At 39.6% G+C, this 26,426-nt stretch carries 24 protein-coding genes, 2 pseudogenes and 2 riboswitches; of the genes and pseudogenes, 12 read left to right on the forward strand and 14 right to left on the reverse strand.

Annotation, left to right across the window (positions count from 1 at the left end):
- Positions 1–24: 24 nt before the first annotated feature.
- Entirely contained in the window at positions 25–414 is a 390-nt protein-coding gene (locus tag OLD84_RS18615; RefSeq protein WP_209463320.1) for a protein YmzB, read from the forward strand.
- On the opposite strand, the gene yhbH is transcribed toward OLD84_RS18615, so the two are convergent.
- The 3 genes from yhbH to OLD84_RS18630 all read right to left on the reverse strand — a co-directional run bounded on the left by yhbH (position 411) and on the right by OLD84_RS18630 (position 3,983).
- Complete coding sequence (gene yhbH, locus OLD84_RS18620) at positions 411–1,580, reverse strand: sporulation protein YhbH (RefSeq protein ID WP_209463319.1); 1,170 nt, start codon at positions 1,578–1,580, stop codon at positions 411–413. The two genes, OLD84_RS18615 and yhbH, sit on opposite strands and share 4 nt — an antisense overlap.
- Before the next feature lie 110 nt (positions 1,581–1,690).
- Positions 1,691–3,589, reverse strand: a complete 1,899-nt coding sequence (locus OLD84_RS18625; protein ID WP_209463412.1) for a PrkA family serine protein kinase — start codon at positions 3,587–3,589, stop codon at positions 1,691–1,693.
- A gap of 253 nt (positions 3,590–3,842) precedes the next feature.
- Positions 3,843–3,983, reverse strand: coding sequence for a hypothetical protein (locus tag OLD84_RS18630; RefSeq protein ID WP_209463318.1), 141 nt, complete (start codon positions 3,981–3,983; stop codon positions 3,843–3,845).
- Between OLD84_RS18630 and OLD84_RS18635 the strand changes: the two genes are divergently transcribed.
- Together OLD84_RS18635 and OLD84_RS18640 are read left to right on the forward strand one after the other, a co-directional pair.
- Positions 3,963–5,627 carry an alpha/beta hydrolase gene (locus OLD84_RS18635; RefSeq protein ID WP_209463317.1) on the forward strand — a complete coding sequence of 555 codons (1,665 nt, stop codon included), beginning with the start codon at positions 3,963–3,965 and terminating at the stop codon, positions 5,625–5,627. The genes OLD84_RS18630 and OLD84_RS18635 overlap by 21 nt on opposite strands.
- A gap of 17 nt (positions 5,628–5,644) precedes the next feature.
- Positions 5,645–5,848 (forward strand): hypothetical protein, encoded by a 204-nt coding sequence (locus OLD84_RS18640; protein ID WP_264917243.1) that lies wholly within the window; start codon positions 5,645–5,647, stop codon positions 5,846–5,848.
- Positions 5,849–5,869: 21 nt separating this feature from the next.
- On the opposite strand, the gene OLD84_RS18645 is transcribed toward OLD84_RS18640, so the two are convergent.
- On the reverse strand, positions 5,870–6,733 hold the full coding sequence (locus tag OLD84_RS18645) for a DUF421 domain-containing protein (RefSeq protein ID WP_209463316.1): 864 nt from the start codon (positions 6,731–6,733) through the stop codon (positions 5,870–5,872).
- 110 nt (positions 6,734–6,843) lie between these two features.
- Between OLD84_RS18645 and OLD84_RS18650 the strand changes: the two genes are divergently transcribed.
- Positions 6,844–7,191: a DUF4363 family protein gene (locus OLD84_RS18650; RefSeq protein WP_209463315.1), complete on the forward strand. Its 348-nt coding sequence runs from the start codon at positions 6,844–6,846 to the stop codon at positions 7,189–7,191.
- A gap of 70 nt (positions 7,192–7,261) precedes the next feature.
- Here the strand turns inward: OLD84_RS18650 and OLD84_RS18655 are convergent, their stop codons facing one another.
- Entirely contained in the window at positions 7,262–8,461 is a 1,200-nt protein-coding gene (locus tag OLD84_RS18655) for a phosphoglycerate dehydrogenase (RefSeq protein ID WP_209463314.1), read from the reverse strand.
- Positions 8,462–8,476: 15 nt separating this feature from the next.
- Positions 8,477–9,559 (reverse strand): 3-phosphoserine/phosphohydroxythreonine transaminase, encoded by a 1,083-nt coding sequence (gene serC / locus OLD84_RS18660; protein ID WP_209463313.1) that lies wholly within the window; start codon positions 9,557–9,559, stop codon positions 8,477–8,479.
- 734 nt (positions 9,560–10,293) lie between these two features.
- Positions 10,294–10,374, reverse strand: a riboswitch (glycine riboswitch).
- 124 nt (positions 10,375–10,498) lie between these two features.
- A riboswitch (ZMP/ZTP riboswitch) is annotated at positions 10,499–10,578 on the reverse strand.
- A gap of 278 nt (positions 10,579–10,856) precedes the next feature.
- Between serC and OLD84_RS18665 the strand changes: the two genes are divergently transcribed.
- Positions 10,857–11,900, forward strand: a complete 1,044-nt coding sequence (locus OLD84_RS18665) for a C45 family autoproteolytic acyltransferase/hydrolase (RefSeq protein ID WP_209463312.1) — start codon at positions 10,857–10,859, stop codon at positions 11,898–11,900.
- Positions 11,901–11,992: 92 nt separating this feature from the next.
- Here OLD84_RS18665 and OLD84_RS18670 read toward each other — a convergent pair whose 3' ends face one another.
- From OLD84_RS18670 to OLD84_RS19555, 3 genes and pseudogenes are all read right to left on the reverse strand, one after another.
- Positions 11,993–12,568 (reverse strand): hypothetical protein, encoded by a 576-nt coding sequence (locus OLD84_RS18670; protein WP_209463311.1) that lies wholly within the window; start codon positions 12,566–12,568, stop codon positions 11,993–11,995.
- A gap of 44 nt (positions 12,569–12,612) precedes the next feature.
- Positions 12,613–12,876, reverse strand: a complete 264-nt coding sequence (locus OLD84_RS18675) for a hypothetical protein (RefSeq protein ID WP_209463310.1) — start codon at positions 12,874–12,876, stop codon at positions 12,613–12,615.
- Positions 12,877–13,170: 294 nt separating this feature from the next.
- Positions 13,171–13,248: pseudogene (locus tag OLD84_RS19555) on the reverse strand (hypothetical protein); the annotation flags it as partial.
- 744 nt (positions 13,249–13,992) lie between these two features.
- Between OLD84_RS19555 and ahpC the strand changes: the two are divergent.
- From ahpC to OLD84_RS18690, 3 genes are read left to right on the forward strand one after another with little or no spacing between them, the layout of a single operon-like run.
- Entirely contained in the window at positions 13,993–14,562 is a 570-nt protein-coding gene (ahpC, locus tag OLD84_RS18680; protein ID WP_209463309.1) for an alkyl hydroperoxide reductase subunit C, read from the forward strand.
- A gap of 14 nt (positions 14,563–14,576) precedes the next feature.
- Positions 14,577–16,127 carry an alkyl hydroperoxide reductase subunit F gene (gene ahpF / locus OLD84_RS18685; RefSeq protein ID WP_245301581.1) on the forward strand — a complete coding sequence of 517 codons (1,551 nt, stop codon included), beginning with the start codon at positions 14,577–14,579 and terminating at the stop codon, positions 16,125–16,127.
- 46 nt (positions 16,128–16,173) lie between these two features.
- Positions 16,174–16,542 (forward strand): hypothetical protein, encoded by a 369-nt coding sequence (locus tag OLD84_RS18690; protein WP_264917244.1) that lies wholly within the window; start codon positions 16,174–16,176, stop codon positions 16,540–16,542.
- 111 nt (positions 16,543–16,653) lie between these two features.
- On the opposite strand, the gene OLD84_RS18695 is transcribed toward OLD84_RS18690, so the two are convergent.
- Positions 16,654–17,652 (reverse strand): virulence RhuM family protein, encoded by a 999-nt coding sequence (locus tag OLD84_RS18695; protein ID WP_209463307.1) that lies wholly within the window; start codon positions 17,650–17,652, stop codon positions 16,654–16,656.
- Positions 17,653–17,893: 241 nt separating this feature from the next.
- Here OLD84_RS18695 and OLD84_RS18700 point away from each other — a divergent pair.
- A pseudogene (locus OLD84_RS18700) lies at positions 17,894–18,756 on the forward strand (spr1629 family repressor/antitoxin); the annotation flags it as partial.
- A gap of 364 nt (positions 18,757–19,120) precedes the next feature.
- The gene (locus OLD84_RS18705) at positions 19,121–20,644 is read left to right on the forward strand and encodes an AbgT family transporter (protein ID WP_209463306.1); all 1,524 of its coding nucleotides are present in this window, start codon (positions 19,121–19,123) and stop codon (positions 20,642–20,644) included.
- Between the two features lie 870 nt (positions 20,645–21,514).
- On the opposite strand, the gene hprK is transcribed toward OLD84_RS18705, so the two are convergent.
- Complete coding sequence (gene hprK, locus OLD84_RS18710; protein WP_209464783.1) at positions 21,515–22,429, reverse strand: HPr(Ser) kinase/phosphatase; 915 nt, start codon at positions 22,427–22,429, stop codon at positions 21,515–21,517.
- Positions 22,430–22,770: 341 nt separating this feature from the next.
- Here hprK and OLD84_RS19560 point away from each other — a divergent pair, with 341 nt between their 5' ends.
- Entirely contained in the window at positions 22,771–22,851 is an 81-nt protein-coding gene (locus OLD84_RS19560; RefSeq protein WP_390336843.1) for a putative holin-like toxin, read from the forward strand.
- A 490-nt stretch (positions 22,852–23,341) separates the two neighbouring features.
- On the opposite strand, the gene OLD84_RS18715 is transcribed toward OLD84_RS19560, so the two are convergent.
- A complete protein-coding gene (locus tag OLD84_RS18715; RefSeq protein ID WP_264917245.1) occupies positions 23,342–23,467 on the reverse strand; it encodes a hypothetical protein in 126 nt (41 codons plus the stop codon).
- Positions 23,468–23,775: 308 nt separating this feature from the next.
- Here OLD84_RS18715 and OLD84_RS18720 point away from each other — a divergent pair, with 308 nt between their 5' ends.
- The gene (locus tag OLD84_RS18720) at positions 23,776–24,006 is read left to right on the forward strand and encodes a hypothetical protein (RefSeq protein ID WP_209464782.1); all 231 of its coding nucleotides are present in this window, start codon (positions 23,776–23,778) and stop codon (positions 24,004–24,006) included.
- Between the two features lie 129 nt (positions 24,007–24,135).
- Here the strand turns inward: OLD84_RS18720 and OLD84_RS18725 are convergent, their stop codons facing one another.
- Together OLD84_RS18725 and sfsA are read right to left on the reverse strand one after the other, a co-directional pair.
- A complete protein-coding gene (locus OLD84_RS18725) occupies positions 24,136–25,494 on the reverse strand; it encodes a cyclic 2,3-diphosphoglycerate synthase (protein ID WP_209464781.1) in 1,359 nt (452 codons plus the stop codon).
- A gap of 168 nt (positions 25,495–25,662) precedes the next feature.
- A complete protein-coding gene (sfsA, locus tag OLD84_RS18730; protein WP_245301712.1) occupies positions 25,663–26,415 on the reverse strand; it encodes a DNA/RNA nuclease SfsA in 753 nt (250 codons plus the stop codon).
- Positions 26,416–26,426 lie beyond the last annotated feature (11 nt).

The following is a 26,426-nucleotide window of genomic DNA, read 5'->3' on the forward strand; positions in this document are numbered from 1 at the left end:
CTTTAAGTAGGAGGAGGGATTATCATGAAAGACGATTTCATATCCATTGACAAATTCAATACACTCATACATCAGTGGAACGGTTATACGATTAAAATAACAAAACATGAACTGGATGACAGAGATCAAACGGTGATGGAGTTACAAAATATATCTTATGCCACAAACCATCAACGTCTTGATGATTATCAACCAATGCACGTACTTTTACTGGATGGAAGAGGGGAAACCGAAACAACAACGAATACCTTCCAACCTCTTCCTACTCCAACCTACGAAATTCCTATTCAAGATAATTCATTATATGAGTTTAACGGTTCCAGGTTTATCATCACAACAGAACGAGCAGTTTATAAGATTGAGCGCACAACGAATAGCGGTAAAAGCACTCCCTATTTTGATAAATATCTTTAAACCGTAGCAGCTTGTTTCTTGAAAAAGCTCTTCATGGCATGGTAGACATCCTGTTTTTCTTTCAGGATATAATGGCGGAATTTTGGATCTTCGATATCTTTATATGCGCCCATTAAGGTGGACGGACGGTTATATCCATTCACCTCTCCATAGCCAAACATGCTAGAAACATCCATAATTTGATCAACCAGCTTTAAACATTTTTTATTATCAGATGTTATATTCTCACCATCTGAAAAGTGAAAAGGATAGATATTATAGCGCAGTGGATCATACTTCTCATCAATTAGCTCGAGCGCTTTGTAATAAGCCGATGAACATCTTGTTCCTCCGCTTTCTCCTTTTGAGAAAAAGGCTTCCTCCGTTACAACTTTCGCTTCTGTATGATGCGCAATAAATTCAATTTCCACCGTCTCGTATTTGGATCGCAGGAACTTTGTCATCCAGAAAAAGAAGCTCCTGGCGATATATTTTTCAAAATTACCCATGGAAGCACTGGTATCCATCATCGCAAGAACAACCGCTTTGGATTCAGGTTTTCTCACATCATTCCACGTTTTAAATCGTAAATCATCATTATGAATGGGAGCTATTTTTGCTTTCCCATCTGTTGCATTTCTTTTTAATGCGCTTAAAATTGTTCGCTTTTTATCAATATTACCCATTAGACCCTTTTTGCGGACATCATTAAATTCTATATGTTCCGTTGTGATTTCTGCTTGTTCTTTTTGCTGTAAATTAGGTAGTTCCAACTCATTAAATAGAACTTTCTCTAACTCAGCTAATGATACCTCTTGCTCGTAATAATCACTACCAGGTTGATCGCCAGCTTCTTTGCCGCTTCCATCTCCGCTTTGTCCTTTTTGATCTGGTTCCCTAGCAACGACATCACCTACTTCACTATCCCCACTTCCTTGGCCAACATGCTTAGATTTATCATAGTTATAACGAATTTTGTACTCATCGAGTGATCGAATGGGAATTTTGATTACATCGCGACCGTTTGACATAATAATATTCTCTTCACTAACTAAATCGGGTAAATTATTTTTGATAGCATCCTTTACTTTATCTGAATGACGCTGTTGATCTTGGTAACCTTTACGATGGAGGGACCAGTTTTCCTTGGAGACAACAAAATTTCTACTTTCTTCCTTATCCTGCATTCCATCCCCACCTTTATCTTTTTCTTTATACTATGCAAGCTGCAAAGAGTAATTACCCCTAATTTAAGATATTAAAATAACAAGGCTAACGAATTAGCCTTGTTATTTTTTTAGCGATTGAGTAAACTTCCAACATAGCGCAATAATTCGTTGGCCGAAATAGAGTTATACCCATATTCATCAATTAAGCGGGCAATCACTTCATTTACCTTCTTAAGCTGAGACTCGTCTGGTGTTTTGGATGTTGTGGTGATCTTCACAACATCTTTTAAATCTGCAAATAGTTTACTTTGGATTGCTTCTCGCAAGCGCTCGTGCGAATTATAATCAAAACGCTTACCTTTTCTAGCATAGGCGGAAATACGAATAAGAATTTCTTCTCTAAAAGCCTTCTTGGCATTTTCCGAGATCCCGATTTGCTCCTCAATCGAACGCATCAATTTTTCGTCTGGGTTCAGTTCCTCACCGGTTAATGGGTCTTTTAATTTGTTCTTATTACAATAAGCTTCAACATTATCAAGGTAGTTATCCATTAACGTTTTTGCTGACTCCTCATACGAATACACGAATGCTTTTTGAACTTCTTTCTTCGCAATTTCATCATACTCTTTTCGTGCCACAGAAATATAGTTCATATAATTTTCCTTATCTTCCTGTGAAATAGATGGATGTTGCTCCAGTCCATCTTTTAATGAACGTAATACATCTAGGGCATTGATCGAAGGAATATCTTTACTAATAATCGTCGATGAAATCCTGTTAATGACATAACGCGGATCAATCCCATTCATCCCTTCATCAGGGAATTCATTCTTTAATTCTTCTACATCAACCTGGTTAAATTCTTCTATATTTTCCCCGTCATACATTCGCATTTTCTTGACGTTATCAATTCCTTGCTTCTTGGAATTCTCCAACCTGGTCAAAATGGAGAAAATAGCAGCTGCCCTAAGTGCATGTGGCGCAATATGAACATGACCCATATCACTTTCCCCGATCATTTTTTCATAAATGCGCTCTTCTTGACTGACCCTGAGGTTATAAGGAATTGGCATCACAATAATTCTGGAATGCAGTGCTTCATTCTTCTTATTTGCAATAAACGAACGATACTCTGTCTCATTCGTATGCGCTACAATTAGTTCATCAGCGGAAATAAGCGCAAACCTGCCCGCCTTAAAATTACCCTCTTGCGTCAATGATAATAAATGCCAAAGAAACTTCTCATCACATTTAAGCATTTCCTGAAACTCCATCATCCCGCGATTCGCCTTATTCAATTCACCATCAAATCGGTAGGCACGTGGATCCGATTCAGAACCATATTCAGCAATCGTCGAAAAGTCAATACTTCCCGTTAAATCAGCGATATCCTGCGATTTTGGATCAGACGGGGTAAACGTACCAATACCAACACGCCTATCTTCAGAGAAGAAAATACGTTCGACCTCTACATCTTCAATACGCCCCCCATACTCCTGCTCAAGCCGCATTGCATTCAACGGTGACAAACTTCCCTCGATGCGAATCCCATATTCCTCGTAAAAATCATCACGCAAATGCTCAGGAATCAGATGTAGCGGATCTTCATGCATCGGGCATCCCTTAATAGCATAAACCGCCCCTTCATCTGTTCTGGAAAATTGCTCAAGGCCACGTTTTAACATGGTTACAATGGTTGATTTACCACCACTAACAGGACCCATTAATAATAAAATTCGCTTACGGACATCTAGTCGTCTTGCGGCAGGGTGAAAGTATTCCTCCACAAGTCTTTCAATTGCGTCTTCAAGCCCAAATATGTCGTCCCCAAAGAATGAGTACATTTTTTTCCCATCTTTTTCAATTAAACCGGAGTTTTTAATCATATTATAAACGCGTGAATGGGCTGTTTGGGCAACTTCTGGCCTTTCCTTCACAATTCCTATAAAATCCGCAAATGTTCCTTCCCACTTTAAGCGTCCTTCTTCTTCCCGATGGTTTTTTACTTTATTTAATATATCCGTAATACTCCCTCCATCCTATCTCGCAATTTATACATATTATGCAAGGAGGGCGTTTAAAATGCCCTTTCAGATTAGCTCATTTATTTCTTGCTTAAAAGAATTGAAGCTCCTGTAGTTTGTACATTGTTTTGTATTTAACGTAAATTCTTTTTTGCTGTACCGTTTTACCTGATTTAAAATAAATGCAGCTATTTGTGAGTATTTATGTAAAAGAAGAGGCAATATAAAATAGAACTTCATGCAGTGTGAAATTAATTTAGCCCATTGTTGGTGAAATTGCATTCATAATTGGCTCCGGCGTTAACTGCAATAAAAATGAGACTGTATTAACGATAATTGTTGTTCTTAGAAACATATTAATAAGGAGTAAATCGATATGGTACGTTCCCCAAAGCATGATAGACGACTCCATTTGTTCAAAGCTGGATTAGTTACCGCTAATGGGGTCTCCATCTTAATTGGAATCATATATGTAACAACTTCCAACTCTCATAGCATGTGGAATATTTTTGGAGCACTTCTTTTATTAACCTTTTTAGGAAACGTGCTCGTGACCTTAGCAGCAAGTAAACAACATACAGTAGACTTTATCTATTTAATTCTAACCATCGTTAGCATGCTTATCATTCCGAATATGAATAGAGCGGTTTCTATTGATGTAACAAATATGCAGTCACGTAGTTTTCTTTCCATTTTCCTGATATTTTCCCTGCTCCTATTAGGTGGTGCTATAGCCATCCAAAAATTACGTTATCATGCAAGGCCAATATATTTACCTGATAACGAACATTTGCAGAAGATCAGCCGTTCAAAAACGGTGTGGAAGTTTATACTCGTGGGTTTATTATTGATCATTCTCTTACTGGGCATCTACCTTTCTAACCAGTTATTGGTTGGCAGAAGTAGAGATCTGGTTGAAATTTTCTTTCCACAGTACTCCCTGTTTTTCGGAATCATCTTTCTTACGGTAAGCATACTCATCGTAAAAATTTTCCCCAACAGTTCGAAAGTGATTAAGTTCTTTGTGATTGTTAGTGGCATTACGCTCTCGGCGATTTTAAGTTTGCCATTGTTAACGACACCATTCACTTATTACAATGCTAATTCTGCTTATATAGAGGCATTTGATTCAGATCCAAACGACTTCATACCTGAGGAGGAACAAAAACACTTCTTACAGACATCTTTTTCACTAGCCGATTACTTCTTTGGAGCTGCATCGGGAGCTTACAGGGTTGAAGAAGATATTCTTTATTACGAGGGGACGGTAGGTGTCGACCAAGGAATTTTGCTTCATTTTGATGCCTATATGCCACCTGCTGATCAAGGTAATTTACCAGGAAACAACGCTGTATTGGTGAGAATCCATGGGGGAGGCTGGACGGCTGGTGATAAAGGTTCCTCGAACGGTGCTCAGGTGAATAAATATTTTGCAAATCAGGGGTACGTTGTGTTTGACGTTCAATATGGACTGAGTCACGAACAAAAGCTTTTTGAGTTTTCCAAGGTCCCCGAAAATATGGTTGCTGGTTTCACCATTGATGACATGGTTCGCCACCTCGGACTGTTTACAGACTATTTAGCTGAACATCGTACGGAATATGGTGCAAATTTAGATTCTGTATTTATTTCCGGCGGTTCTGCAGGTGGGCAATTAGCAACTGCAGTTGGACTAGGTTTAGCACATGGGGATTATGATTACTTAAATCCAGCGTTAAATGTGAAAGGGATCATTCCCATTTACCCTGCTAATGGATTGCCAGAAGTTGTTGAAATAGAAGGGTCAGATGAGCTCACGGATCCATCCCTTTTAGTAACAGAAGACAGCCCACCTGCTTTAATCTATCACGGCAAACACGACGGGGTTGTCGATCAGTCCGTTGCAATCGCATTCGATCAAACCTATGAGGAACATGGAAACCCTCATTCAGCTTTAATACTTTTTCCTTTCGCTGGACATTCCAGTAACGGCTATTTCCCAGGCTACTATAATCAAGTATTTATGTACTATATGGAACGGTTTATGTATCAATTTAAATAGGGTTGGGTTGGGTTGGGTTGGGTTGGGTTGGGTTGGGTTGGGTTGGGTTGGGTTGGGTTGGGTTGGGTTGGGTTGGGTTGGGTTGGGTTGGGTTGGGTTGGGTTAGGTTAGGTTCAGTAGTTAAGAAAAGAGGAAAACAGCAGGATAATGAAACCTGCTGTTATGTGATTGTTTTTGAGGAGTTGTATATTCAGCTGTTCGTAACATTTTCAGCCTGTTGAAACCGGCTTATTAAGTCATCATTACTCTTTTAAATATACAGACATATCCTCCATCAGCTGATCCATCTGTTTGGCATATTCGTTATACATTTTCTTGGCTTCTTTATTATCTGTTTGCAAGGAGAAATTAACTAAATTAGACTGAAGTTGTTTGATATTTGCTGCTAGTAATAGCTGGTCCTTTATTTTTGAACTTTTAATGTTATCATCATAAAGGTCCACATACACATTTCCCATTGAATCGATTTGAGCCAAAAAAACATCGGAGAAATCCGTTGCGCCTTGCTTTTTGACCTCTTCTAACAGCCATTCTTTTGTATAGCCATAGTCATTCATTGTTTTTTCTAATAAATTCCCATCTACTACCGTAATGCAAGGAGGACGTTCTGTTTGGACATCCATACCTACATCTGTTGGCGTTAATGGCTCAAGCTCACGCCTCTTCATTACGGAAAGTTCTCCGTCTTTTTCCAAGATTGCTGACTCTATATCGGAAATCTTAAAAAAACCTTGTCTTCTAAGAAGGACCATCAATTCATCAACTGTTAAGGTTTCCTTTTTTAAATTTTCTTCAAGAATTTTTCCATTCTTTATTAGGGTAACGGAATCACCTTCCATAAGATCCCGGAAACGATTCGATTTTAATTCCAGTTTAGAAAGAATGATCGGGATAATTGTCCAGATAAGCATCGCCAAAATAAAATTAGACATTCTAACATGCGGATCAAATGTCATTTTTGCAGCAATACTACCAATACTAATTCCTACAATATAATCATAATAGGTAAGTTGGGTAATGTGCCTTTTTCCCATCATTCTTGTTAAAACAAACATTAATACGAATGCGGATAAGCCTCTTATTAAAACATATACGGATTCGGCCATGGTTTTCTCCCTCTACTATCATTAAAATATGTACTATTTATACATTATTGGGCAAACTTATGGTAACCCATACTCAATTGAAGAAAATACTTAAAAGGCGGGATGTTAAAATGCCATTCAAATTCATTATGGCCTTACTCCTATTATTAATTACAAGTACTGGTTGTGATTTACTTAAAACTGAAAAAGATGATTTATTAATTCGTTCCGTTACGGAGATTGAAGATCAAATCGACCAAGAAGAATGGGATAAAGCTATTTCTGATATTCATGATTTTCAAGAGCTGTATGATAGCCGTAAATGGAAATTACAACTTTTAGGGGAACTTGAGGATTATAAACAAATTGAATTAGAAATCCTTGGTCTGCAACAAAGTCTAAAGGAAGAGGATTTCATGGAAGCCAAAATTGGTGTAGGTCATATTAAACACCGGCTAAACATGATTTATAACATGTGAATGACGGGCTGTGGACTATGTAAACCCAATGCTTATCTAATAAGCATTGGGCTCAGCATTAACGTAAGATCTATATAACTCTTACAGTAACAATATCTCGGGTCCGCTTAATTTCTTCCTCCAAGCTAGAAACAACCGCTTCATCTATTTCATTTTCAATATCAACCATCGTATACGCGTAATCTCCACGGCTTCTGTTAATCATATCCGCGATATTCAAGTTGTTATTCGAGATCGCAGTCGTAATTTGTCCAACCATATGTGGAACATTGTAATGGAAAACGGTCACCCGGCGTTTCCCTGTGTAAGGAATAGAAGCATCCGGAAAATTCACAGCATTTTTGATGTTCCCCGTTTCAAGAAATTCCTTTACTTGGCGCGTTGCCATAATCGCACAATTTTCCTCCGATTCTTTCGTGGAGGCACCGAGATGCGGAATTGGAACTGTATTTTTCATATTCAACACATTCTCATTCGGAAAATCAGTAATATATTTACCAACACGCTCACTTTCTAAAGCCTCGGCCATATCTTGTTCATGGATAAGCCCATCTCTAGAAAAATTGAAAATATGAACGCCAGGTTTCATTAATTTAAACGTTTCCGCATGGAACATACCCCTCGTATCATCCGTTAAAGGAACATGTACGGTAATATAATCAGCCTCTGCAAAAACCTCTTCCATCGACATGGCCCGCTCGATGTTACGAGACAGCTCCCAAGCTGTATTTATAGAAATAAATGGATCAAATCCAATAACATCCATATCCAGGTCAAGCGCATCGTTTGCTACAAGCGCACCAACAGCACCAAGACCAATGACACCTAATTTTTTCCCTTTTATTTCGCTTCCTACTAATTGTTTCTTCCCTGCTTCTACAAGATTTGGAACTTGGTCTCCTTCCCCTTGTAATGTTTTCACCCATTCTACGCCGGAAAATAAATTACGTGATGATGCCATTAATGACGTTATGACGAGTTCCTTGACAGCATTTGCATTGGCACCAGGCGTATTAAAAACTGCAATACCCCGTTCCGTGCATGTATCGACCGGAATATTATTCACACCTGCTCCAGCACGTGCAATTGCCTTTACATTTTCATGGATTTCCATCTCATGCATATTAAAACTACGAACCACAATCGCATCTGGATGGTCACTGTCATTGTCAATCGTGTAATCATCTTTTTTAAATACAGCTAGCCCACTTTCTGCAATATGATTTAACGTTTTGATCGTTTTCACTTTGTCTAGCGTTAATGTGCTCATTCTTTCTCCTCTTTTCTATCTATGTTTATTTTCAAAATCTTTTATAAATGTAACCAACTCCTGAACACCTTCTACTGGCATGGCATTATAAATGCTAGCACGCATGCCCCCAACAGAACGATGGCCTTTTAATGTCTCAAGTCCTCTCGCTTGTGCTTCCTTGATAAAAGCTGCATCTACATCAGCAGAATTGGAAAGAAAAGGAATATTCATCAATGAACGGCTATCTTTTCGTACTGGTGATTGAAATAGGTTAGATTCCTCAAGCGCATCATATAAAAGGTTTGCTTTTTCCCTATTTATTTTTTCCATTTCCCGCAAGCCCCCACGTTCCTTTAACCATTCAAATACGAGCTTCGCCATATATACCCCATATGTAGGCGGCGTATTATACAGTGAGCCACTTTCACTATGCGTTTTATAGTTAAGCATAGCGGGGCAATTTTCGGGTGCATGGCCAATTAAATCTTCTCGAATAATAACAAGTGTCAAGCCAGCGGGAGCGATATTCTTCTGAGCTCCAGCATAAATCAAACCAAATTTCGAAACATCGATTTCCTCAGATAATATATTGGAAGACATATCTGCTACAAGTGGTACATCACCTGTATCCGGAATCTTTGCGTAGGTGGTTCCTTCAATTGTGTTATTTGTTGTGATATGCACATAATCCGCTTGCCTGTCAATCATGGTTCTGTCGACATCAGGAATAGAGGTGAAGTTCGCTTCTTCTGATGATGCAATGACACGAATATCACCGAATTTCTTCGCTTCTTTAATCGCTTTCTGTGACCAGGATCCGGTATTAACGTAGTCCGCTTTTCCACTTTTAGTCAGCAGATTCATCGGTATCATAGCAAATTGCTGCGATGCCCCTCCTTGAAGGAAAAGTACTTTATACTCTTTTGGAATCCCCATTAATTCGCGCAGCAACTGTTCTGCTTCTGTAATAATATCCATAAACAAACCTGACCGGTGACTTAATTCCATCACAGACATTCCTGAATTTCTATAATTCACTAACTCTTCTTGAGCCTTCTCTAATACTTCAAGCGGAAGCATAGATGGCCCCGCAGAGAAATTAAACACTCTTTTCACATCATCACATCCTTTATTTTAGGCTGTTTTCTAAAAGATTGTTGTTTTGACACAAAGGATATAAAAGACGAAGCAGTGACAATTCCTTTGCAAACGCTGGTTGAGAGCAAGGATTCGCTCCGGAAACACATTTCGCTTTCCGCGGGCGGCTGGTGAGCCTCCTCGTGCTAACGCACTCCGGGGTCTCACCTAGGCCTTTCCTCCCGCGCCGAACAGGACGTTCAAGTGTCGGCGTTGGTCACAATGGTTTGCGGTGGGGCGAGCATTTACGCGCAGCCCCAGGACGTGACCACTCTTAGCCGACCAGGAGTCTTCATGTGTTTCCTCCGCTGGGTGTTCCGTTTACAAAATATAGAACCATCTCATCAGTTCGGTTGAGCGAAGGGCGGTGGCTCCTGCGCGAATAGCACGTGTCCGAAGGCCCCACAGCAATATTCCAAGGAAGGTCGACTAATACCGTTCTTTGCGAACAACGTCGACATACCCTTTGCCAGGGCAAGGCCGTGCCGGCGGAAAGCATCCGCCCGGAACGATCCCGAACGGCGATTATAGCAACTACTTATACAAATAGTAGTTACGTCGTCTTTTTATATCAACTCCGAAGATGTATAACCAACAATACTTATGAAAAAAGCCTTAATTTAAATCTTACTGACTACAACAGCTATAAAAAAAGAGACTGGGCCCCAGGGCTCCAATCTCATCAGCATTAAAAGATATAACAAATACACATTTGTTATTCTTCTGTCCTTTTGCCTGAGATTGTGAACCCGTCGGCGTTGCAATGTGCTTGCATCCTCTCCAGAAGCTGCTCCTGTTATAGTGTTACCCACAACAATCATAGCTTTTTTCTATTCTATTTTTACATGTAAAATACGTTTGATTCCCAACTCATCGCCCCCCTAATAACGCAAAGAGGCAAGGGGAATATACACCCCTTACCTCTGCCCAGGCGAACGACTATTGATACCATGTGCTCCCTCGCGGTTATTCCGCGTTCGCCAGTTACACATGGCCTTTATTGGTTAATATTCAATGTAATTATAGTAACAAAATCTTCGATAATCTTCAAGTGATAATGGTTGGTTTTTTAAAAGATGGCAAATGGAGCAGTTTTCTTTCCACAGAAGAGCTGAAAGGTGCTATAATGGCCTTCACGCAACATGAAACACACTGACAATAGCGAAATTTAGAAAACTTGATTGTCACCAAGCTTTTGGGTGACAACCAAAGCCCGCACTTATGCAGTAAGAAAGTATTTTATACTTTCTTATCTGCCAAAAGAGGAATGAATAGAATGAAACAATTTTACAGTGATGTCATCCAATATCGAGGTACCCATTATGAGTTCGGTTATTTTCAAGGTGAGCTTTTAAGAGATTCGCCTATTTTACCTAACCGTGAAAATCAATGGGGTCCAAAGAAAGACCGGCACTTTTTAATCGATCCCGAGAAGTATAAAAAGATCATGACAAAATTTGCGCCAGCGATACTAAATGAAATCCGTGGACTTGCCGATGCACTTAATATGGATATGGAAGAGGCGTTTCGTTTATTTGGTGGTTATTACCTGGAATATACCCGGAGCGGATGTTCCATTTTTGCCGACTCTAATTTCATGGTCCGTAATTACGATAGTCACCCTAAAGGATACGAAGGACGTTATATGCTATTTGAGCCGACAGATCAAGGATATGCATTTATCGGACCGTCCATGCAAATCACTGGGCGAATTGATGGAATGAACGAAAAAGGCCTTGTGATGGGGTATAATTTCACGCATAGCAAAAAATCAGGAGATGGGTTTCTGTGCAATATGATTGGTCGCCTCATTTTAGAGACTTGCAGCAGCGCGAGTGAGGCAATTTCCTTACTTAAAGAAATTCCACACAGACATTCCTTTAGTTATGTTCTTTTAGATCCCACTGGAGAATCCTATGTAGTTGAAGCTTCTCCAAGAAAAGTCGAAGTACGGAAATCCAATGTATGTACGAACCATTTTCATTTGCTGGACGCGGAAAATCGTTACCGTCAGGATGAAACACGTCATCGGGAAAAAAACATACAAAAGCAACAACAGCATGCTACGAACCCTTATGAAGCTTTCAAAGTGATGAACGATCCTGATTACGGCGTTTTTTCAAATAAATACGATGCAGCATCCGGGACGATTCACACGTCAACTTACTTTCCAAAAGAATTGAAAGCATGGTTCGTAATCGGTCCAGATCGGAAACCGGTAATTTTCGACTTTTCCAAGTGGCTTCGGGGTAACAATGTTAACATCAAACGGATTAAAGGCGAACTTGATTATCCATTGCCGTTTGTAAATATGGAATAGACATAATCTTTCATTCATTGAGGAATTACACTTCTATATAAACGGATTGGATAATTGTCCTTCTCCCCAGGTTCACGAAGCTCGTATTTGTATTAAATAGTTGAAATTATATAAACCAGAAGGAAGAAAAATAATAAAAATCCGAGCACGACCCCTATAACGATAGATAGAAAATATGTCTTCCATGTGTAGCCTTTCAAATCGGACTCTGAGGTAGCCTTATCAACTTTCCTGAAGTGCAGGAGAAGACTGATGTTAACTACAATAATAGCAGTTATGGCAACAGTAAACATGAAAATATAATCTAATTGAAATACAACATCTTCCGAATTCCAATGTAAATAATATTGCAAGAACATGAAAGCACTTAAGATAAAATTCCAAATATAGCCCGTTTTCCGCTGTTTGCGCCATTCTTTTCCCATTTTCTGTTTTTCATAGATTGCTACCTGTTCAAAAATAGAGATGAATCTTTTTGTGGATTCCCCCTTTAACAAACCTATAACTGCTTGCAACAGTAGAAAAACCCCAAGAAACAGAAATAGAACGGAAAGTGATACATCAAAAATAAGAATGATAAAGAAGAAGAGTATTAGAAATAGTAGTACCAGACCATTTGTAATAACTATTTGATTCGTTCTCATTCTTTTTAAAGCAATCGGCTCCATATACTTCTCCCTCCTGTTTATACGCATCATTATAGTGAATTAATTTATTTAATACTGTTGCTGTGTTTTGTGAATTTTTTTGGAATAAAATAAGCAATTGTGGCAGAAAGAAAAGCAATAAATAATGTATAAAAAAAGGAGCTACTTGAACTTCCTTGCATAACAACTTCGTCAGGTAAATTAGCGCTCATATTCCAGACCTCTTCTATATCTGGAGTATATGTAATTGTAAGAATAATTCCGGATAAAACTTGGAATAGTGAAAATAGTAATACAAAACTAATGGCAAAAATAATATAACTTTTCATTGTTAACACCCCTTGTTATTCTTTACGTTTGATTATCTTTTCTTCCATTACCCTGCTGCGCTGAACAAGCCCTGTTTTTCAAGAAGATCATTCCAATAATTTTGAGTCAGCTTCTGTTACGTATATCCATCGAATCTTAAAAAGAAGTACCATCATAATAGAATTTCCCTTAGAAATTATGTGGTTGCCATTTTACTGCAAAGTCAGACTCAGAGCAATATAATTTCTAGGTAATTCATTTCCCACCATTGTATTTCTCTGTATCTAAAAAAGACCTTTGGAGGATGATTATAATTAAAGATCAAACTTTTCATTTTCACACATGCGACGAATAGTTTGTTCACTTAATCCTAATCTTTTTGCAACTTCATTAGGCTTGTAGTATTATTTTTTACCACGTTCAATGCTAACAATGGGCTGTATAGGTTCTCTGCTTTGTTAGGCAGCTAATTCTTACTGCATCAGTGCAACTAAGTCTATCGCCATAAAACGATTGGCGATAAGCCAAGTTTTCTAAAAACCCTTATACTCTAAAGTGCAAGTCTTTGTGTAAAATAGTAGAAAGCAGCTTATAAAATATGCTAAGATAAAGAAATTCGCATAATTATACATACGTCAGTTGTTAGATGGGATTTGGAATTCCTATATAAGGAAATTCACACATGTCGGGCTATTGGGTTACATTTTTCGAATTGCTCCACATAGCAAGTCTGTCTTCCTCTGTAATTGTTCTGTCCGTCTGGTTGCAACACTACCATCTTCAGGAATCCCCTAGTGACCTCCATCGGTTTATAAATCACAATTCTGATTATACTTTATATTTCAAAGATAATGACTAATTGATAATATAAATAGTAATTGAGAATTAAACGTACCCTTTAATCCTTTTTTAAAATTTACCAATGTAACATTTGATCAAGCATGTCATAACAACTTTTCAAAAACAAAACAAAATGAAACAGCTATTCTTGACAATAATCATATTCCATGTGATTATTAGTATTGGATTAGAATTATTATAATTAGCCACAAAACGTAAAGTGTTATAAGTGGAGACGGTATGGTCAAACTAATTATGTATAAGTTCTAAAAAACCACTTAGGAGGAAGATTAATTATGTCTCAAATTGGAAAAGAATTACAACCATTTAAAGCACAAGCTTACAATAGCGGTAACGGTGAGTTTATCGAGATTACCGACGAATACTTAAAAGGACAGTGGAATATCGTTTGCTTTTACCCTGCAGACTTTTCATTCGTGTGTCCTACTGAACTTGAAGATCTTCAAAAACAATACGCAACCCTGAAAGACCTTGGCGTTGAAGTGTATTCCGTTTCAACAGATACACATTTCGTCCATAAGGCATGGCACGATCACTCAGATGCTATTAGCACTCTCGAATATATTATGATCGGTGACCCTTCACAAACAATTACCCGTAATTTCGATGTACTGGATGAAGAAGCAGGTCTTGCACAACGCGGTACATTCATCATTGATCCGGATGGTGTTATACAAGCAGCTGAGATTAATGCAGACGGCATCGGCCGTGATGCAAGTACACTTGTCGGCAAGGTTAAAGCGGCACAGTATGTACGCGAGAACCCAGGCGAAGTTTGCCCAGCAAATTGGGAAGAAGGTTCCGAAACACTTAAACCAAGCCTTGATCTTGTAGGTAAAATTTAAGGAGTGAATCAATCATGCTAGATAAAGAATTGAAGGCACAATTAGAGCAATATCTTCAAATGATGGAAGGCGATGTGCTACTCAAAGTAAGTGCTGGGTCTGACGATGTTTCCCGTGACATGACGGAACTAGTAGATGAGCTAGCTAGCATGTCATCTAAAATTAAGGTGGAGACTACTGAGCTTGAAAGAACACCGAGCTTTAGTGTAAATCGAGTCGGAGAAGACACTGGAGTAACTTTTGCTGGTATCCCGCTTGGACATGAATTCACTTCATTAGTATTGGCTCTCTTGCAAGTAAGTGGTAGACCGCCTAAAGTTGACCAGAAGTTAATCGACCAAATTAAAAACCTGGAAGGTAAACATCACTTTGAATCTTATATCAGCCTGACTTGCCAGAACTGTCCGGAAGTTGTACAGGCACTGAATATCATGAGTGTTTTAAACCCTAACATTTCACATACAATGATTGACGGTGCGGCATTTAAAGAAGAGGCAGAAAGCAAAAACATCATGGCAGTACCGACTGTGTTCCTGAATGGGGAATCATTTGGCGGCGGCCGAATGACAACAGAAGAAATCCTTGCCAAGATGGGCAGTGGACCAGATGCTTCCGAGTTTAAAGATAAAGATCCGTATGATGTACTCGTTATCGGAGGCGGACCAGCGAGCGCAAGTGCTGCAATCTATGCAGCTCGTAAAGGCATTCGTACAGGCATTGTTGCTGAGCGCTTCGGCGGTCAAGTCAACGACACAGCAGGTATTGAAAACTTTATCAGTGTCAAGCGTACCGAAGGCCCTAAATTCGTAGCAAGCCTTGAGGAACATGTGAAAGACTATGACATTGACGTGATGAACTTGCAGCGCGCCAAGCGTATAGAGAAAAAGGATATGGTCGAAATTGAACTGGAAAACGGTGCCGTTCTAAAAGGAAAATCCGTTATCCTTTCAACAGGTGCTCGTTGGCGTCAAATTGGCGTTCCTGGTGAGGAAGAATTCAGGAATAAAGGTGTAGCATACTGTCCGCACTGTGATGGACCGTTGTTTGAAGGAAAAGACGTCTCTGTTATTGGTGGAGGAAATTCAGGTATTGAGGCAGCAATTGACCTTGCAGGAATTGTAAAGCATGTAACCGTTCTTGAATTTGCGTCAGAGTTAAAAGCTGACTCTGTACTGCAGGACCGCCTTTTCAGTCTACCGAATGTCACTGTCCTGACAAATGCACAGACAAAAGAAATTACCGGAAAAGACAACGTAAATGGTATCACTTATACAGAGCGTGATACAGGAACAGAACACCATATTGAATTACAAGGCGTATTTGTCCAGATCGGCCTTCTGCCAAATACAAGTTGGTTAGGCGACACCGTTGAACGAAACAAATTCGGTGAGATCATTGTCGATAAAAATGGCGCAACAAACGTGCCTGGCGTGTTTGCTGCAGGAGACTGTACCGATGATCCGAACAAACAGATCATTATTTCTATGGGATCCGGCGCAAATGCAGCTCTAAGTTCATTCGATTACCTCATCCGAAATCAAGTGAAAGAACCAAGCTTAACCTAATACGAAGAATGTTTGAAAGTCACTGCGGTCCCTTACTGGTAGCGCAGTGACTTTTTATATAGATTTATTTTATCCAATGACGAAGAATACACCCTTTACAACTGCAGAGCTTATACACTATACCAGACACCATCCGCCTATAGATCGTTCACTTTTATTACAGCGTTACGTCTGCAGCAAATTCCCAAAAGAATTAACACAAATCAAGGCTCCACCTGCACTGGTGATTCCACTTGGGAAGGTGGTTGAACAGCTAATCTTCAAGCTAGCCGAAGAACGGAAGCTGCCCAATCATACTTATTTAACTGGTTTCCCCCATCCGTCCGGAGCAAATGTACATCGCGTAAAGCAATTCCAGCAACAAAAGCAGCAGCTTCGTGAAAAAGTGAAGGTGTGGGGTGATGGGAGAGAATGAAAATTGCTGGGCTAGGCAAATATGTTTGCCCCCTTCATTGATCGCATCAGATTCTGGTGCCTGGCCCAAGCAAAACCTTTTTCATAATTCTGCGGGCTTCATAGGTGAAAATTATTTCTTTAAATTATTATTTTTGATATATCTCTCAAAATCACCATCATCTGTATTTTTCTCTATTCGATGTTGATTAAATGTTTCATAATCCTGAATGGCTATCTTCTCAGCAACAGATTTCGAAACCTTTCCAGGATTACGAAGGATTTCACGTTCATCGAAATCTAAGAACGCATCAATTCTTTCCTTCCAGTCTTTCATATACATTGGCCTTTTTCGTTCTGCTTGATCTTCTGCATAGTCTAAATACCTTGTAACAATACGATTGAGAGACCTTAGTTCCTTTTCAGTTAGGTAATTTTTGGCGGTAGTTACATCGCTTTTACGTAGTTTATCACCCTTCCAAGATGTGAGTCCCATATTTTTATCTTCTGCATTTGCTCTATCTGCTATAAGCTCAGCAGCGGTTTGACCATGTATTGCGAAGTGAAGTTTATTTTGAACAGTAGCAAAAAAATCCCCAGTGATTTCTGCTTTTGAATCATAGTCTACGGCAGTCGCATATATGCCAGTAATCTTTTGATAGAACCGCTTCTCTGATGCGCGAATATCACGAATTCGCTCAAGTAATTCGTCGAAGTAATCTTGTCCGAAGTTCCTCATTTCTTTCAAACGGTTATCATCCATTGTAAACCCTTTAATAAGATATTCATTCAAACGGTCGGTAGCCCACTGACGAAACTGTGTACCCCGGTGAGAACGAACTCGGTAGCCGATTGCGATAATCATTTCGAGGTTGTAAAATGACACTTCGCGTTCAATCTCTCTTTTGCCTTCCGTTTGAACTATTCGGTTTTTCCGAATAGATGCCGATTCATGAAGTTCACCTTCTGCATATATATTTTTAATATGCTCGTTAATCGTATTTACTCCCTTTTGAAACAACTCCGCAATGGCCTTTTGTGTCATCCAAACTGTTTCATTTTCTAAACGAACATCTATTTTTGTATTTCCATCTTCTGTTTGATAGATTAAGATGTCTGTTTCATTTTGCATCACATAATCGCTCCTTAGGCACTTATTTGTCTATGATTATACCATGTTATAAACTTTAGTAGCATCTAAACTTGCCACTTCATCATTCAAAACCTTATGATAGAGAAACAGACAACTTTAAAGGCCTTTCTATGAAAAAACAAATTGACTTATACTTGTTTGCTCGTTAGCAAAATAATTTATTCTCGGCCAGATGAAGAAAATAAATAAACTTTCTATTTTAGATAAGGGGGGGAGCGTTATGTTTATTGGTGAAAACTTAACTAACCTTCGCATCATGAAAGGGCTTTCGCGAAAACAACTCTCTGAGAAGTTAGGTATAACAGAACAGGCGATTTGGCAATACGAAAATAATTATACATCACCCAAAATGGAAATTGTTAATGAACTAAAATCTATCTTTCAAGTGAAAGCCAAATATTTTTATAAAAAAGACGTACTTCATCGATATTTAACACAGAAAATATACCAGTAATGAACATTGCATATCGTTCAAAAGTAATGAATGTTATCTCTAAAACCCAAGCGGAAGCTAAGCATATAGCGTTTCTAGATAGCTTTGTTAACTATGTAACGGCTAAAGTTGCTTATCCTACACAAAAAATTATTCAACTAAGAAATGAAGTAATTAATTACCTAAATACTTCTAATAAAAATAGAGAAACGCAAATAAAGGAAGTAGCAAAGCTAGCACGTCGGGAATTAAACTTTCATAATGATACAAATGATGAGCTTATGTTTTTAGTCGAAAAAAGTGGTGTGTTTATTTTTGAAAAGGCAATCGGTGAGGAAATTGATGCTTACAGTTTGTGGACGAAACAGGAGCGACCGTATATCATTTTAGGGAACTTGAAACAATCAGCGGTACGGAGAAATTTTGATATTGCACATGAACTCGGCCACCTGTTGCTTCATTACCTAGTTGAATTTACCAGTTTGGATAAAAAGGAACATAAGGAGATTGAGAATGAAGCCAATCAGTTCACAAGCGCATTCCTTCTGCCTGAAGAATCATTTTTAACCGATATGCAAACTGTTGCCCGTATAACGAATCCAGATGCATATATGGATCTAAAACAGAAATGGAAAACATCATTGCAAGTTTAGCTATGCGCGAAGCAACAGCCTTACGTTATAGCAAATCAATGCTTGGATATTTTACGTGACAAAGCCTTTTTCTTGTCACAACCCTATATATCCAGTTTTCAAAGAACAACTTGTACAATATTACTCGCCTAAAAACGATAAAATCTTCTCCTGGGCTTTATTTGGACTAGAAGTTGGTTTCTTGTTGTAACCTGCAATATCTATTAAATTTACACGATGAGATAAAGCCTTATGAATATTAATTTCTCCACTAATCCCACGTCACACAGCTATACACACACCTACTAAACACCATTCTTGCTCAAACTTTACTATTTTGATAGGATTAATTCATCTACGACATGAAAAGGGTGATAGCCTCATGACCACACAAACCGATACGGCAAAAAATACAAAGCTTACCAAGTTTTTAAACGGAATTGAAAAGGTCGGGAATAAACTTCCGGATCCGTTTATGCTTTTCATCGTTTTAGCCGTTATAGTCATCATTGCATCCTGGATTATATCTTCGTTTGGTGTTTCCTTTATTCAGCCAGGAGAGAATGAAGAGATTGCCATAAACAGTCTTGTTTCAGCAGAAGGCCTGCAATATATGCTCACATCCATGATCGACAACTTTGTTGGGTTCACGCCACTCGGAATCGTGCTCACCATGATGTTGGGGATAGGACTGGCAAATAAAGTTGGTTTATTGGAGACGTTTATCAAAAATACAATTCTACAGGCACCGAAGCAACTTGTAACCTATGCTGTTATTTTTACAGGGATCTTGGGGAATCTTGCTGCTGATGCGGCTTTTATTATCGTTCCGCCACTTGCTGCAATGGTGTTTTACAATGTAGGGCGTCACCCGTTGGCAGGGCTTGCTGCAGGTTTTGCCGGAGTCGGTTCGGGGTTTACCGCTAATATCATCGTGACCAATACAGATGCGGTACTATCCGGTATCTCAGCAGAAGTAATGGGAGCATTAAACACGAATGTGACCGTTACACCGGTTGATAACTATTTTTTCATGATTGCTTCCACCCTTTTATTAACCGTAACAGGCGCATTGATTACGGAAAAAATCGTGGAACCACGACTCGGAAAATACCAAGGAAATGTAGATAAAGAATTTGAGCCTACAAAACCAATTGAAAAGCGGGCATTACGAAATGCCGCGATTGCAGCGATCGGTTATATTAGTCTCTTGTTACTTGTTCTCTTTTTACCATCTTCACCACTCCGAAGTGAAGATGGTGGGATGATCCCTTCACCATTTCTAGATGGGATTGTGCCAATTATTATGCTGTTTTTTGTTAGCACCGCCGTGGCCTACGGGATCACCACGAAAAAAATTGAAAACTCCCGCTCCATTGCTAAAATGATGGGCGAGGCAATCAAGGATATGTCCGGCTTTATCGTGCTAGTTTTTGCAGTGGCACAATTTATTGCGTATTTCGAATGGACAAATATCGGCTCATGGCTTGCCGTGAGCGGGGCGGCATTTCTAGAATCTGCCGACATGACAGGACTTGGTATTGTTATTGCATTTATCTTGTTGACCGCTCTTTTGAATTTACTTATTTTTAGCGGATCAGCTCTATGGGCAATAGAAGCACCTGTTTTCCTACAGATGTTTTATTTTCTAGGTTACCACCCAGCCTTCATTCAGGCAGCTTACCGGGTTGCTGATTCATCAACCAGTGTTATTACGCCGATGAACCCTTATTTTATTATTGTCCTAGCTTTTATGCAGGAATACGATAAAAAAGCAGGTTTAGGAACATTAATGGCTTTAATGCTGCCATACAGCCTCGCGTTTCTTACGGTATGGATTTTGTTACTGTTGGCATTTGTATTCCTGGGAATCCCGTTTGGGCCGGGAATTGGCGTTTATTTATAAAGGACTTGGAAAAGCCTCCTCAACTGAGGAAGGCTTTTTGTTTTTGGATTCGGCGTTTGGTGGTGCTTTCTCCTAAGTTGGTGACGCTGTCGCTCGATTTGGACTACTCTGTCGCTCGAGTGGGGCATCCTCCCGCTCGTTCGAGCACCAGCACTCCTAACTCGAGCGAGAGGATGGCCAGGTCGAGCGCCACCTCTCTGAGTTCGAGCACCAACCTTCAAAATTGTCACTACCGCTCGAGTGATGCACCCGCTCGCTCGAGTAGAAGCTTCTGCCGCTCGAGTGATGCAATCTCCCACTCGCTCGAGCACAAGCACTCCTAAGTCGAGCGAGAGGATGGCCAAGTCGAGCGCCACCTCTCTGAGTTCGAGCACCAACCTTCAAAATTGTCACTACCGCTCGAGTGGGGCACCCGCTCGCTCGAGTAGAAGCTTTTGCCGCTCGAGTGATGCAATCTCCCACTCGCTCGAGCACCAGCACTCCTAAGTCGAGCGAGAGGATGGCCAGGTCGAGCGCCACCTCTCTGAGTTCGAGCACCAACCTTTAAAATTGTCACTACCGCTCGAGTGATGCACCCGCTCGCTCGAGTAGAAGCTTCTGCCGCTCGAGTGAGGCAATCTCCCACTCGCTCGAGCACCAGCACTCCTAAGTCGAGCGAGAGGATGGCCAGGTCGAGCGCCACCTCTCTGAGTTCGAGCACCAACCTTTAAAATTGTCACTACCGCTCGAGTGATGCACCCGCTCGCTCGAGTAGAAGCTTCTGCCGCTCGAGTGAGGCAATCTCCCACTCGCTCGAGCACCATTTTGCGATATACTGTTTCAATTCTTGATCATATCGTCTACTTATTGATCAAATACAGCTAGCTGACTTCATTCATCCGACTCTTCAATCCTATTCATAAATTCCTCCGCGGCGCTGTACCCCTGCTGCTGTAGGTACCAGTTGTTTGCTGCCGCTTCAATCAGGCCAGCCACATCCCTGCCTGGTTGGAGTTGAATTTCAATATGAGGAATAGGGACACCCATATAATCCGTATTTTCCGTTTCCATCTCCAACTCATTATTCAAGGAATGCTTCTCCCATTTCGTCAGTTCGATATCCAGGGCAATCCTCGTCTCTTCCTGAAAAGCCTTCCTTCCATACATTCGGGAAACATTTAATAATCCAATGCTTCGTAGCGCAAGAAACTCCTTGTTTTTCTCATTATGCGTACCAAGGACCGTTTGATGGCTCAGCTTTTTCAAAACAACAATGTCATCTGCTACAAGCCGATGTCCTCTCCCAATTAAGGTATGAGCTGTTTCACTTTTCCCCACACCAGACTCGCCGCGCAGGAGTATTCCGATTCCATACACATTCAGGCAGACGCCATGTACGGCAATTTCCGGCGCCAAGGACCTTGTTAAATAGCCATCGACCTTAGCAATAAAATCCGTTGTCGTTTCAGCTGTTCGTAGCAAAGGAATCTTTTCTTTTGTACAATATTGTTTCAAATAGGTCAGGCCCTTCTGTCCGCCTGTTACGATAAAACAAGGCGGATGATAATGGACAACATTACCAATTCTCTGCTCCCGCTCCTCAGGACCTAGCTGATGCAAATAATTAATTTCCTTTTTCCCGAGTATTTGAACACGTTCCATTGGGAAAAAATCAAAATAGCCAATGAACTCCAGACCGGGCCGATGTGTCTTTAGTTTCGTAATCGGTCGATCCAATTGATCTTCCCCAGCCAAAATTTCTAAAGAAAATTCACGTACTAAATCCGCAACCTGATTTGATTTCACTTCACCTACACTCCATCTCCCATTGTATTCCAATCCTCAAGGCGAACCTGTATAGGGATTCACATGTGTAACATGTATAACAAACATATGGGTACGTTTCTTCTAGTGTAACAAAAGCAACGGCCAGCATATACTATTAATGCTTTTGCTATAAATAACTCGAGTTGCAATGCTAATCATTCAAAGATTACACAAAATGTAAATCAACTTGAAGGGTGGTTTTTTCTTTAGGACAATTTTTTACGGAATCTCTTTTTGAATGATTAATTATGATATACTTAAGTAAGTGTATAAGGCTTTCATGGGTGGTGGCTCACTCCCTGTAAAGGGGGTGATAAGATATGACGGTATTTGAAACAATGTTGATTACGATTTCTTTTGGAAGTCTAGTCGTTGCAATTCTGTCAAATCAAAAAAAATAACCCACCCATAGCCTGACAAGCATTTTTGGGTTGGTTACTTTTTCTGTAATTACTCTGATAAATGTGAGTCGCCCCCTTGAAGGGCTATTACACTAAGGCTGAATGGTGTTACTAGCACCGTTCAGCCTTTATTTATTTTATGTGCTTCTATTCATAAGTATACCCGATTTTTGAGAAATGTAAAATACTTTAATCAATCCAAGCACTGGTGATGTTATCAAGAGGGATATTCTTCTCCTCAATAGATACAAATTGATTCAACACATCGTTCTTTTTAAGGTGATTCTGTGAACGAGGAATTGAAGCAACTTGCACAAGATTTCATCTTCCTTCCTTTTGTATTAAAGGTGTTCCAAAAGGGTGAAAAATAATTTAATGAATTTAAAACATCCAACGTTTATATTCGTTATGTTAGATGCAGTTACTGAAAGTATACAAAAAGACATAATAGCCACAAAATAGCAGTTTAACACAACGTATCATTTAGATCTTAAAAAACACGGAACTTCTGTAATAGCTGATAAAACAACCCCTTATACTTCATATCAAGTAGACCAGCAATGAAAAAGAGGATCATCATAATTACAATTGGTTTCTTTTTAGAAATCTGCTTCACAAGGTCACCTCCATTTCTCTATTAGGGACAAAAGAGCGACAACCTTTCATTCATTTGTACTACAAATAAGATAGCATTAGTACGTTTATCAACTCTAATACGTATTAGTATAGCAATACAAATTCCCTAAATCATTTATTACCTCAATTAAATGATGTCGTCCATGGTTACTCTTTCTTAAGAAATAAAATAAGAAAATTAATAAAATTTCCATTTTATCTACTCATATGAGATAATAATGATGGTAAAGGCATTTTGTAAATAGACTTAGGATCATTAGCTTAACAAACGAAAGGAAGCTGATATCAATGGGAAAAATTACAAAAGTAGTCGGTGTAGCCGGAGCAGTTGCCGGAGCGGCATATCTGTCGAAAAGCGAGAATCGTCAGAAGGTAAAAGGGCAATTAGATAAAACAGTGAAGAAGGTCAATTCATCCTATGCTAAAAATTCAGGGAAGCCTTCGGACATAGATGACGCCAAAATGGTGGATGAAGGCGCCATGACAAGTGTACAGTATTATAATAGAAAACAGGAATAATCACAGACAAAATAATGACATTTTTACCGCTAGTGAACCGTGTAATGGTTTGCTGGTGGTTTGCCTTTTTTAATGAAAGAAGGAGAAAAAGACTAGCAACCTAGCCGCTAGTCTTTTTCTATTTGTTTATTACACTGTATGTTTACCTGTCGCCAGCTTATGCTCTTCGATGAAACCTTTTAATGTATCGCCTAAATTCGGGCCGTCCATTTCATCTAAATCATAGTATACACGCGTACTCGGTTTATTAATGGAAATGACGCGCGTTAGGTCGATTGGTGTTCCAATAATGACAGCATCGCAGTCCGCGTTATTAATCGTTTCTTCCAGATCCTTTAATTGCTGTTCGCCATATCCCATTGCTGGAAGGACATTACCAATATGGTTGTATTTATTAAATGTCTCTTTCAGTGTTCCAACTGCAAATGGTCGTGGATCAATGATTTCCCCAGCATTCAAACGTTCTGCTGCAACGGTACCTGCACCAAGCTTCATTTCGCCATGTGTCAGCGTCGGTCCATCTTCAACGACTAACACGCGCTTTCCAGCAATAAGCTCGGAATCATCAACGGTAATCTCTGATTCAGCTTTAATAATCGTGCTTGTTGGATTTGCAGATTTTATATTATCTTCTACAATTTGAACAGCTTCCTCTTTTGCACTATCTATCTTGTTAATGATAGACACATCGGTTGTTCGTAAGCACACTTCCCCGGGATAGTATTTCAGCTCATGACCTGGGCGATGCGGGTCCAAGACAGTAACAGCTAAATCCGGCTCGACGAATGAGAAATCATTATTTCCCCCGTCCCATAAAATCACGTCACAGCCATCGGGATCATTTTCAGCCGCCGCTAGGATTTCTGCATAATCAACTCCTGCATACACAATGTTTCCTCTTGATACATGCGGTTCATATTCTTCCATTTCTTCAATCGTACACTGATGTTTCTTTAAATCTTCCACTGTCGCAAAGCGCTGCACACGTTGCGCATTTAAGTCTCCGTAAGGCATCGGATGTCTCAATACAATGACTTTTAAGTTATGCTCTAATAGTGTTTCGATAATTTTTCGTGATGTTTGGCTTTTTCCCGTTCCCGTTCGTACAGCAGTAACAGAAATGACGGGCTTCTTACTTTTTAACATCGTGCTCTTCGGTCCAAGCAATGTGAAGTTAGCACCCGCTGCATTCACAATCGCCCCGATGCCCATCACATCTTCGTAACTAAGATCACTAAATGCAAAAACACACTCATCCACGTCTAATTCTTTAATCAACTCCGGTAATTGGTCCTGTGAATAAATCGGAATCCCATTTGGATAGAGTTCACCAGCTAATTCACTTGGATATTTACGTCCATCAATATCCGGAATTTGCGCTGCTGTAAATGCAACAACATTATATGCTTCATTGTCACGATAATACGTATTAAAGTTATGAAAATCTCTTCCGGCCGCACCCATAATGATAATGTTTTTTCTCTTCATAGCACTCTCTCCCATAATTGTAACAAGTTATTTATAATTATAACTATCAATGTATATTTATGCAAGTATATTTAAAAAAAATTCTAAGAAATAATGAATGGAAACTTCGAATACAGTGTAGAACAAACGTCATGTAAAGCGGGAGAGGTGCTTTCCCTCCATTTTTACTTAAGATAAGTACACTGGAAGGGCTTTATCCAGCACCAATTCATCTTCTGTAACAATCGAATCATAGGCCAAAATCTGCACCCCTTGTCGTGATGCCTCTAATAAAGCATCCGCAAAAGGTGCATCCATTTCTCTATGAGGAACAAAGGCGTGACAGCCTTTCATTTGTACGACAAACAAGATTACACCTGTGCATCCTTCCAGAACAGCGTTTGCCATCTCTACTACATGCTTCGTTCCCCTAGAAGTCGGCGCATCCGGGAATAAGGCAATTCCATCCTTCTCAAGGGTTACACCTTTTACCTCTATAAAGCCTTTTATACCATCCTGTTCAAAATAAAGATCAAATCGAGAAGCACCGAAAGTAACTTCCCTTTTTACCAAATTTACCGTTCCCAACTCCGTTATTTTTCCTTCCTTAAGTGCTTCAAAAACAACTCTATTCGGAGCTTGCGAATCAATATTTACCCAACTGCCATTTTTAGCTGCAGCAATTAACGAAAACCTGGTCTTCCTGTTGGGATTTCCACTCCGTTCCAAAAGAACATCAGTACCTGACCTGAGAAGTTCTGTCAGGCGGCCGGTATTTTTTACATGGACCTGTTCTTTTATCCCGTCTATGAAAACCTCGGCTATGAATCTGTTTATTCGTTTGTTCAGCCGTCCATGTACAATTTCCTCGTATTTCATGTAGTCACTTCCACGTATAATTTTACTTGCACCTAAATGATCCTCATCACGCTTAGCCTGCATGTGAGGGAATC

Source organism: Virgibacillus natechei, from assembly GCF_026013645.1.
In the GTDB taxonomy this organism is placed as follows: domain Bacteria; phylum Bacillota; class Bacilli; order Bacillales; family Amphibacillaceae; genus Virgibacillus_L; species Virgibacillus_L natechei.